The following is an 8775-nucleotide window of genomic DNA, read 5'->3' on the forward strand; positions in this document are numbered from 1 at the left end:
CGCTCGGAGGCTAGACCCGGCGCCCACCGGGCCCAACCCCTAGCGGACCCCGGTCGGTCGGTGCCCGGACGGTCCGCGCACGACGTCCGCCGACCGGTGTCGTCCGATCGACGGACAACTGTCGGTCCACCGGCCGTCGCGGCCCACCGGCCCGGCGGCCGAAGCTGGCACGGTGACAGAAGCGGTGCAGGTACGCGGCCTACGCAAGGCCTATCAAGGGGCTCCCGCCGTCGACGGCGTGGACCTGGACATCGGGGACGGCGAGATCTTCGCGCTGCTGGGCCCCAACGGAGCGGGCAAGACGACGACCGTCGAGATCCTCGAAGGGTTCCGCAAGCGCGACGCCGGCAGCGTCCGGGTGCTCGGCGAGGACCCGGAACGCGCGCCCCGGCGCTGGCGGTACGGCATCGGACTGGTGCTGCAGAACGCCTCCGACATGGCCGACATGACCGTCACGGAGACCGTGCGCCACTTCGCCGGGTACTACCCCGCCCCCCGCCCGGTCAACGAGGTGATCGAACTCGTCGGCCTGACCGGCAAGGCCGGGAGCAAGGTGCGGACGCTCTCCGGCGGGCAACGGCGGCGGGTCGACGTCGCGATCGGCGTCGTCGGCCGGCCCCGGCTGCTGTTCCTCGACGAGCCCACGACCGGATTCGACCCGGAGGCGCGCCGCCAGTTCTGGTCGCTGATCCGCCGGCTCTCCGAGGAGGACGGCACCACGATCCTGCTGACCACCCACTACCTGGACGAGGCCGAGGCACTCGCGCACCGGGTGGGCGTCATCGCCGCCGGCCGGATCCTCGCCGTCGACACCCCGGCCGACCTCGGCGGGCGCGCGTCGGCCGAGGCCACCGTGAGCTGGTCCGAGAACGGCGAGCCGCGTCAGCTGCGCACCGCCGGCCCCACCGCCGCCGTGGCGGAGCTCTCCGCCCGGTTCGACGGCGAGGTCCCCGGACTGGTCGTCACCCGGCCTTCGCTGGAGGACGTCTACCTCGACCTGATCGGAGGCTCCCGATGACCACCGCGTCCACCGAAACCGCCGCGCCCGCCGGGACCACCGCGCCCGCCGCGTCCACCGGGCGCCCGGCCCCGGGCACCGCCCGGGAACCGTCGGTCCTCGGCCTCTGCCTGGCCCGCGGCGGGGTCGAGCTCCGCCAGTTCTTCCGCGAACGCACCGCCGTGATCTTCACGTTCGCACTTCCGGTCGTGCTGCTGACCCTGCTCGGCTCGATCTTCGACCGGCAGCTCGGTGCCTCCGGCATCCCCTCCAGCCAGCTGCTCGCCGCCGGCATGATCGCCGGCGGGATCGGCTCGACCTGCTTCGTCAACCTCGCCGTCAGCATCACCAGCGACCGCGAGGACGGCACGCTCAAGCGGCTGCGCGGCGTACCGATGCCGCCGATCGCCTACTTCGTCGGGAAGATCGTGCTGGTCCTGGTGACCGCCGTGGCCGAGATGGTGATCGTCCTGGCCGTCGGCGTGCTCTTCTACGACCTGCCGTTGCCCACCGACGTCACGCGCTGGGCGACGTTCGCCTGGGTCTTCCTGCTGGGCGTGACCGGCTGCGCGCTGCTCGGCACCGCGATGAGCAGCGTTCCGCGCTCGGTGCGCGGCGCGGCACCCATCGTCAACCTGCCGTTCCTCGTCCTGCAGTTCGTCTCGGGTATCTTCATCGTGCCGCTGACCACGCTGCCGACGGCGTTGCAGCACATCGGCGCCGTGTTCCCGCTCAAGTGGATGGCACAGGGCTTCCGCTCGGTGTTCCTCCCCGACTCGGCGGCCGGTGCGGAACCGGCCGGCGCCTGGGAGCACGGACGCATCGCCCTGGTGCTGGCGGCCTGGTGCCTCGGAGGTCTGATCCTGTGCCTGACCACGTTCCGCTGGCAGGGAAGGAAGGACGGTTGAGTCGCGCCCCCGACGAGTGGCTGCGCTGGCAGCCGGTCTGGGACGCGTACTTCGTCCTGGTCAGCGCGGCCGGCCTGGGCGGCGTCCTGCTCACCGGCGGCCCCGGCCCCGCCCGGCGGGCCGGGGCCGCCGCGCTGCTGGTCCTGCTGGTCGCCGCGCACCTGGTGCTCGGCCGGCGGCTGATCCGCACCGGCCGGGGCACCCGGCAGGCCCTGCTCTACCAGCTGGGCGTGGTCCTGGTGTTCGCCGCCGCGGTCGGACTGACGACCAGCAGCGCGCTCGTCCTGTTCGCGCTGTGCGCGCCGGCGTTCATGACCACCGGCCCGGTCGCCGGCACGCTCGCCGTGCTGGCGATGAACCTGGTCTGGCTCGGGGTCGCGCTGGCCGGGGACACCTTCCCCGGCTCCGGCGGGCTGCCGGCCGTCCTCGGGACGACGGTCGCGGCGCTCTCGGTCGTCCTCGGCGTCTGGGTGAGCCAGATCATCCGGCAGAGCACCGAACGGGCCGTGCTGATCAGGGAACTGGAGGCCGCCCGGGCCGAGCTCGGCCGGGTGTCCTACGAAGCCGGACGGGCCGCCGAACGCGAGCAGGTCGCCGACGTCGTCCACGACACCCTCGCCCAGGGCCTGTCCAGCACGATCATGCTGCTGCAGGCCGCCGGCTCGGCGCTGGAGGCCGACCCCGCACGGGCCCGCCACTACCTGGAGGTCGCCGAGGCCACCAGCCGCGACAACCTGGCCGACGCCCGGGCGCTGATCACCGCCCGCCCCCTGCCCGAGGCCACCTCCGCCTCCCTCGTCGACGGGCTCCGCCGCGAGGTCGACCGCCTCCGGGACGTGCACGGCATCGACGCCACCCTCCAGGTGGACGGCGCCCCCGATCCGGCGGACACCGCGCTCAACGTCGACCTGCTCCGGCACGCGCAGGAGGCACTGAGCAACGTCCGCAAGCACGCCGCGGCCGGCCGCGTCGAGGTCGTCCTCGCCACCGACGCCGGCGGCGTCCGGCTGGAGGTGCACGACGACGGCGGCGGGTTCGCCGCCGACACCGCCACGGCCGGCCACGGCCTCCCGCTGATGCGGCGGCGGCTGCGCCAGGCCGGCGGCGAGCTGGAGGTCGACTCGGCGCCCGGCGAAGGCACCTCCCTCCGGATCCGGGTGCCCGCATGACGATCACCGTCCTGCTGGTCGACGACCACCCGGTGATCCGGGCCGGCATCCGCGCGATGCTCCACGACCAGCCCGAACTGACCATCGTCGGCGAGGCGGTGTCCGGCTCCGCCGCCCTGGCCGCCGCCCGCGAACTGACGCCCGACGTCGTCCTGATGGACCTGCGGATGCCCGACGGCGACGGGGTCGGCGCCACCGAGGCCATCCTCGCCGAGCTCCCCGCGACCCGCGTGGTGATCCTCACGACCTACCGGACCGACGGTGACATCCTCCGCGCGGTCGAGGCGGGGGCCGTCGGCTACCTGCTGAAGGACACCTCGCCGGCCGAACTCGCCCAGGCCGTCCGGGCCGCCGCGCGCGGCGAGACCGTGCTCTCCCCGGCGGTCGCCGCCACGCTCCTCGGCCGGGTCCGCCAGCCCCGCACGGAGACGCTGTCCCGCCGGGAGGCCGAAGTCCTGCGCCTGGTCGCCGAAGGGCTGACCAACGCCACCGTCGGGCGCGCCCTGCACATCACCGAGGCCACCGTGAAGACCTACGTCGTACGGATCTTCACCAAGCTGGGCGTGTCCGACCGCACCGCCGCCGTCATGGCGGCGGTGCAGGCCGGAATCCTCTGAACGGGACGGCGGACCGCCGCCCGGTGCCCTCCGACCGGCGGACCGTCCCGTTCAGGAGGGCAGCTCGATCGGCGCGAGCGCGGGGAAGTCGTCCCCCGGGCCCGGGTTGCCGGCGGGCGTCCGGCCGCCGAGGTGGTGCAGGACGCCCCAGACGGCGTTGAGCGCGGTGGTCACCGCCCCCTCGGCGAACCCGCCGGTCCACGACACGTCGTCACCGGCGAGGAAGACCCCGCGCTGGTGCGCGGGAAGCGCGTCCTGCACGAAGTGCGTGAACAGGCGCCGCTGGTAGCGGTACTGGCCGGGCAGGTTGCTCTTGAACGCGCCCATGAAGTGCGGCTCGGTCTCCCACGTCACCGCGACCGGCGGCGCGATGATCCGGCTGCGGACGTCCACGTCCGGATAGATCCTGCGCAGGTGCCGGAGCATGACGTCCAACCGCTCGCCGGCCGACAGCGCGGCGGTCTTCAAGGAGTCGTCGTTCCAGGTGTACGACAGACACATCACCCCCGGCGCGTCCGGGCCGTCGTCGAACAGGTAGACGCCCCGCGGCGCCCGGTCGGTGAGCGTCATCCCCATCACCGGACGCCCCGTCCGGTCGTCCACGTCCTGCCAGAACGGCCGGTCCACCAGCGCGAACAGCTTCGAGGCGCCCATGTAGTGGGTGCGCTCGACCGCGGTCCACACGTCGTTCGGGAACAGGTCCTCGGCCGTGTCGATCCCGGACAGCAGCAGCCGCACCTGCGGAGTCAGCACGGCCGCCGCGAACTCGGCGGCCCCCTCGGCCGTCTCCACCACGATCCCCCCGTCGCTCCGGGAGAGCCGGGTGACCGCGGGCCGCGGCCCGTCGGGGTGCAGATCCGCCAGCGAGGTGCCGGCCGGCCAGTACGCCGACCGGGCCGGCGCGTGCCGCCACAGCCGCAGGGGGAGCTGCTGGGCGCCGCCGGTCAGCTCCCGGTGACCCTCGTCGGCCCCGGTGTAGACGACCCGCAGGATCTCCAGCATCGAGTTGGGGAAGTCGGTGTCCCAGCCGCCGGAACCGAAACCGACCTGACCGAAGATCTCCCGGTGCCGGAACGACGCGAACGCCGACGAGGACGCCAGGAAGCCGTAGAAGGACTGGTCGTCCAGGAGCGGCACCAGCCGGTTCCAGATCGCCTTGATCATGGCCGTGTCCCGGCGGCGGATCGCCGAGTCCATCGCGCTGAAGTCGGCGCCCTCCTCCAGCACCTTGGTCCAGGCGTCGTAGACCTCCTGGTACGCCGACGGCAGGTCCTCCGGCACCCGGGCGAAGTGCCGGTCGCCGTTCACGTCGACGACGGTGTGCGGCGTCGCCGCGGCCATCGGGTTCGGGAACGGCCGGGTCTCCAGCCCCACCAGGCCGATGTAGTGGAACAGCGTCGTGGCCGAGGCCGGGAACCGCATCGCGCCCAGCTCCGCGACCGTCCCGGGATGCCCCGGGAAACTCGCGGTCCGCATCCGGCCGCCGAGCTCCCCCGCCTCGAACACCACCGGACGCAGACCCAGACGCATCAGCTCGTACGCGGCGACCAACCCGGAGATCCCGCCGCCGACCACCGCGACCGGCGTACCCAGCCGCCCGGGCGGAACCGACCCCAGACCGTCGGCGTGACGCACCCACCGGTCGTGGGCGAAGGGGAAGTCGGGGCCGAGCATGGTGACCGGCGGCGCCGACAGGTCCGCCGCGAAGGCGGTCACTGCGCAGCGCCGTACAGTTCGGGCCGCCGGTTCAGCAGGTACGGGGTGGCCCGCCGGCTCGCGTCGATCGCCGCGCGGTCCACCTCGGCGACGAACAGCGCCTCGGCGTCCCCGGGCCCCTCGGCGCGGAGCACCCCGTCCGGGCCGACCACCCGGCCGAGCCCGCAGTAGCCGTGCGGCCCCGCGCCGTACCAGTTGACGTAGGCCACGAAGAGCTGGCTCTCGAAGGCCCGCGCCGCGACCAGCGTCCGGGGGACGAACTCCCACGGGCGGACCAGCGCCGTCGGCACGACCAGCAACTCGGTGCCGGCCAGTGCGTGCGCCCGCACGGTCTCCGGGAACTCCACGTCGTAGCAGATCAGCAGACCGACCGTGAGCGAGCCCAGCTTCGCCTGGACCACCAGCCGGTCACCGGGCGCGAACACCGAGCGGTCGAACTCGCCGTACAGGTGGGTCTTGCGGTACCGGGCCGCCACCGCGCCGTCGGAGCCGACGAGCTGGACGCTGTTGTAGACGCCCCCGTCGGCCAGTTCGGGCCAGCCGTACACGATCGCCAGACGGTTGCGCACGGCGATCTCGCGCACGCCGTCGGCGAGCGCCCCGTCGGCCGGCTCCGCCAGCTCCACCGTGCGGGCCAGGCCCAACTGGTAGCCGGTCGCCGACATCTCCGGCGTGACCAGCAGCTCCGCACCGCCGTCCGCCGCCGCCGCGGCGGCCCGGGCCAGCCGCTCCAGGAAGTCGTCACGGCCCGACTCCCCGCCGATCCAAGCGGGTTGCCAGCACGCGACGCGCGTCGCCTTCGCTGTTTCCGAAGAAGTCATCGTTCGTTCGTCCCGAAATTCGAGGGCGTGATGAGGTGACGGAGAACTGATATCCGGGCCCGACCCGGCCGACAACCCCTAATCGCCTCGGATACCCCAGTGCCCCCGGCGGAGGTTGTCCGTGAATTGGATCGGCCTTTAGAGTGACGAGGTGTCCCGCCGCGAAGTACCGCGCCTCCGACCCCCCCGACACCGGCTCGAACGCCGCGCCCTGGGCTGGTGGAGCGCCCAGGCCGCCCTCGTCGCACTGCCCCCCGTCCTGGTGCTGGCGCTGCTGACCGCGCTGATCCCGCCCGCCCGCACCTGGCTCGGACTCGCCCTCGCGATCGTCTCCGCCGCCGCACTCGCCTACCTGCTGGTGATGCCCGCCTGGCGGTACCGCGTCCACCGCTGGGAAGCCACCGACGACGCGGTCTACGCGGTGTCCGGCTGGTTCTGGCAGCGGGCCCGGATCGCCCCGCTGGCCCGGATCCAGACCGTCGACACCGCCAGCGGGCCCGTCCAGCGACTGTTCGGACTGGCGGGCCTCGTGGTGACCACCGCGTCGGCCGCCGGCCCGGTCCGCATCCAGGGCCTGGACCGCCAGGTCGCCGCCGACCTGGCCGAGACCCTGGCCGCCCGCGCCCAGGCCCTGCCCGGAGACGGCCAGTGACCGCAGAGCGCTGGCAGCGGCTGGACCCGCGCATGCCGGCGACCTGCCTCACCTGGCTGGTCCCGCCGCTCTGCTCCACCCTGCTGACCCTGCTGATCACCGGCGGCACCCTCGACCTCGCCGCCGCCATCACGCTGGGCTCCATCGGCCTCACCTGCCTGGTCATCGCGACACTCTTCGGCGTCCGGCTCCTGACCACCCGCTACCGGATCACCGACGAGCGCGTCGAACTGCGCAGCGGCCTGCTCTTCCGACGGCACCGCGCGGTGCCCCGCGACCGGATCCGCAGCGTCGACATCACCGCGAGCCCGCTCCACCGGCTGCTCGGACTGCGCACCGTCCGGATCAGCACCGGCACGCACGTCGCCGCCGACGACCGGCAACTCGCCCTCGACGGCGTGTCCCGGACCTCCGCCGAACACGTCCGGCGCCGACTCGCACCCGACGGGGCGACCGCGGACACCACCCTCGCCGTCCTGCGCCTGAGCTGGCTCCGGTACGCGCCGCTGACCGTCTGGGGCCTCGCCTGGATCGGATTCGTCGCCGGCGGATTCGCCCGCCTGCTCGACTCGCTGCGGATCAACCCCGCCGACGTCGGCTTCCTGCGCGCAGCCTGGACCGGACTCACCGCCCTGCCGCTCTGGGCCGCCGTCACCGTGCCGGTCCTGGCCGTCCTCCTGCTCGGCGCGCTCACCTCCCTGGTGACCTTCGTCGAGACCTGGTGGGACTACCGGCTCGACGAGGTCGACGACGGCACCCTCCGGCTGCGCCGCGGCCTGTTCAGCACCCGCTCGCTCTGGCTGGAACGCCGCCGGCTGCGCGGCATCCAGATCGCCGAGCCCCAACCCCTGCGGCTCGCCCGCGGCGCCCGGCTCAACGCGATCGCCACCGGACTCGGCACCGCCGACGACCGGTCGACGGCCACCAAGAGCGCGCTGCTCCCGCCGACGTCACGGCAGGAGACCGACCGGGTCGCCACCGCCGTCCTCGGCGAGGACCCGGACTTCCTGGCCGCCCTGCGGCTGGCCCCGGCACCCCGGGCGGCGCTGCGCCGCCGGATCACCTGGGCCCTGGCGGCGGTCGCCCTCGTCGAGACGCCCCTGGTGGTCCTCGGCGTGCTCCTGACCGACGTGCTGCTCCACATCGCCTGGATCTCGGCCCTCGTGCTGCTGCCGTCGGCGCTGGCCGCCGCCGTCGACGCCTACCGCAGCCTCGGCTGCGGCCTGCACGGCAGGTACGTGGTCACCCGCTACGGCACCTACGCCCGGCGCACCGTCCTGCTCGACCGGTCGGGAATCCTCGGCTGGGCCGTCCACCAGTCGGCGTCCCAGCGCAGGGCCGGCCTGGCCACGCTGGTCGCGGTGGTCGCCGCCGGCCGCGGCGGCTACCGGATCCGCGACGTCGCCCTCGCCGACGGTCTCGCGCTGGTCCGCGAGGCGACGCCCGGAATCCTCGACGAGTTCCTCGAGGCGGCACCTGACGGAACGCCCGGTCGGCCCGGGATCCCGGCTCCCGCCGCCGCCGACGACGCAGCCGATGACGCAGCCCCCGCCGCCACCGGTGATGCCGCCCCCTCCGCCGCCGGTGATGCCGCCGCCGAGGACACGCGGCACGGAGCGCTCCGGGCCCGCCCGGACGAGCGGTCCCCCTCCGCCTGAACCCGGATCCGCCACCGGGCCCTCCCGCCGCGGGGACACCGGGCACCGACCCGGCGGGCGGGCGCGCCCGCGCGCCGGCCCGCACGTCCGCCGGCACCCGGCCGCGCCCCCCGACCCCCGGGACAGACCCCCTGCTCCCTAGGGGTGCGGTAGGAGCTGTGCCCCGGGAACCGGCTGGTTAGCCTCGCCGAACGGTGTGGGCTATCCACGGTTCTTCTCGCCGAAGGTGAGCGCTTG

At 74.2% G+C, this 8775-nt stretch carries 8 protein-coding genes; 6 read left to right on the plus strand and 2 right to left on the minus strand.

Features of this window, described 5'->3' with window-relative positions:
* Nucleotides 1-172: 172 nt before the first annotated feature.
* From ACFWIC_RS28855 to ACFWIC_RS28870, 4 genes are read left to right on the plus strand one after another with little or no spacing between them, the layout of a single operon-like run.
* Nucleotides 173-1018 (plus strand): ABC transporter ATP-binding protein, encoded by an 846-nt coding sequence (locus ACFWIC_RS28855; RefSeq protein ID WP_380520363.1) that lies wholly within the window; start codon nt 173-175, stop codon nt 1016-1018.
* Nucleotides 1015-1905, plus strand: a complete 891-nt coding sequence (locus ACFWIC_RS28860; protein WP_380361880.1) for an ABC transporter permease — start codon at nt 1015-1017, stop codon at nt 1903-1905. The genes ACFWIC_RS28855 and ACFWIC_RS28860 overlap by 4 nt, the downstream gene beginning before the upstream one ends.
* On the plus strand, nt 1902-3074 hold the full coding sequence (locus tag ACFWIC_RS28865) for a sensor histidine kinase (RefSeq protein WP_329948481.1): 1173 nt from the start codon (nt 1902-1904) through the stop codon (nt 3072-3074). Before ACFWIC_RS28860 ends, ACFWIC_RS28865 begins: the two co-directional genes overlap by 4 nt.
* Nucleotides 3071-3691 (plus strand): response regulator, encoded by a 621-nt coding sequence (locus tag ACFWIC_RS28870; protein ID WP_380520364.1) that lies wholly within the window; start codon nt 3071-3073, stop codon nt 3689-3691. Before ACFWIC_RS28865 ends, ACFWIC_RS28870 begins: the two co-directional genes overlap by 4 nt.
* A gap of 51 nt (nt 3692-3742) precedes the next feature.
* Here the strand turns inward: ACFWIC_RS28870 and ACFWIC_RS28875 are convergent, their stop codons facing one another.
* Nucleotides 3743-5365 (minus strand): flavin monoamine oxidase family protein, encoded by a 1623-nt coding sequence (locus ACFWIC_RS28875; RefSeq protein ID WP_380520370.1) that lies wholly within the window; start codon nt 5363-5365, stop codon nt 3743-3745.
* 38 nt (nt 5366-5403) lie between these two features.
* Entirely contained in the window at nt 5404-6228 is an 825-nt protein-coding gene (locus ACFWIC_RS28880) for a carbon-nitrogen hydrolase family protein (RefSeq protein ID WP_329948480.1), read from the minus strand.
* Between the two features lie 151 nt (nt 6229-6379).
* On the opposite strand from ACFWIC_RS28880, the gene ACFWIC_RS28885 reads away from it, so the two are divergent.
* Entirely contained in the window at nt 6380-6880 is a 501-nt protein-coding gene (locus ACFWIC_RS28885) for a PH domain-containing protein (protein WP_329948479.1), read from the plus strand.
* Nucleotides 6877-8538: a PH domain-containing protein gene (locus tag ACFWIC_RS28890; RefSeq protein ID WP_380520365.1), complete on the plus strand. Its 1662-nt coding sequence runs from the start codon at nt 6877-6879 to the stop codon at nt 8536-8538. Before ACFWIC_RS28885 ends, ACFWIC_RS28890 begins: the two co-directional genes overlap by 4 nt.
* Nucleotides 8539-8775: the final 237 nt, after the last annotated feature.

It is taken from the genome of Kitasatospora sp. NPDC127035 (assembly GCF_042726075.1).
Taxonomy (GTDB): domain Bacteria; phylum Actinomycetota; class Actinomycetes; order Streptomycetales; family Streptomycetaceae; genus Kitasatospora.

Excerpts from the sequence above, each read along its gene's own strand:
- ACFWIC_RS28875 (WP_380520370.1), bottom strand. The coding sequence starts at position 5,365 with ATGCTCGGCCCCGACTTCCCCTTCGCCCACGACCGGTGGGTGCGTCAC.
- ACFWIC_RS28880 (WP_329948480.1), bottom strand. The coding sequence starts at position 6,228 with ATGACTTCTTCGGAAACAGCGAAGGCGACGCGCGTCGCGTGCTGGCAA.
- ACFWIC_RS28860 (WP_380361880.1), top strand. The coding sequence starts at position 1,015 with ATGACCACCGCGTCCACCGAAACCGCCGCGCCCGCCGGGACCACCGCG.
- ACFWIC_RS28870 (WP_380520364.1), top strand. The coding sequence starts at position 3,071 with ATGACGATCACCGTCCTGCTGGTCGACGACCACCCGGTGATCCGGGCC.